Genomic DNA, 724 nt, shown 5'->3' with positions numbered 1-724 from the left:
GGCGGTTTCAAGGGGTCGTTGCAACGGGTCGTTGTTTCGGGTCCGAGAGTAGCTGCTCGAATGCTTCTGCTGGGGTGCGGTGGCCGAGCGTTTTGCGGGGTCTGCCGTTGAGTTCCGTAGCGACTTCGAGGAGTCGTTCCGGGCTGTGGATGGTGAGGTCGGTGGATTTCGGGAAGTACTGCCGGAGCAGGCCGTTGGTGTTCTCGTTCGAGCCGCGCTGCCACGGCTTGTGGGGGTCGCAGAAGTAGATCGCGAGGTCCGTGGCGAGAGTGATGTCCTTGTGCCGGGCAAGCTCCGTGCCCTGATCCCACGTCAACGACCGACGCAGATGCTCGGGGAGGGTTTGAATGGTGGGGACCATCGCGTCGCGGACGGCGTCGGCGCTGTGCCCATCAGGCAGGTGCAGCAGCATCACGTACCGGGTGGTCCGCTCGACGAGGGTGCCGATGGCACTGCGCGCGTTCGTGCCGACGATCAGATCCCCTTCCCAGTGACCGGGAACGGCCCGGTCATTGGCTTCGGCGGGGCGTTCACTGATCAGGACCATGTCGCGGATCTTCGACCACGACGCCCGCCTGGGCTCGCCCCGATGGCGGCGGATCGCGCGGCCGGTGCGGAGGTGTTTGTGGAGGTCAGCGCGCAAGTGGCCGCGGCCCTGGACGAACAGGGACTGGTAGATCGTCTCGTGCGACACGTGCATCTCCGGCCGGTTCGGGAAGGACCG

The 724-nt window shown here is 66.0% G+C and carries 1 protein-coding gene; it reads right to left on the bottom strand.

The features are described 5' to 3' along the window. Window positions 1-7: 7 nt before the first annotated feature. Window positions 8-724: IS30 family transposase (locus DEJ17_RS17460; protein ID WP_110895682.1), on the bottom strand; the 717-nt coding region annotated here is incomplete at its 5' end.

The organism is Curtobacterium sp. MCSS17_011 (assembly GCF_003224275.1).
In the GTDB taxonomy this organism is placed as follows: domain Bacteria; phylum Actinomycetota; class Actinomycetes; order Actinomycetales; family Microbacteriaceae; genus Curtobacterium.
Note: the sequence above shows the minus strand (reverse complement) of the source record. Positions and strands in the feature narration are given on the sequence as shown.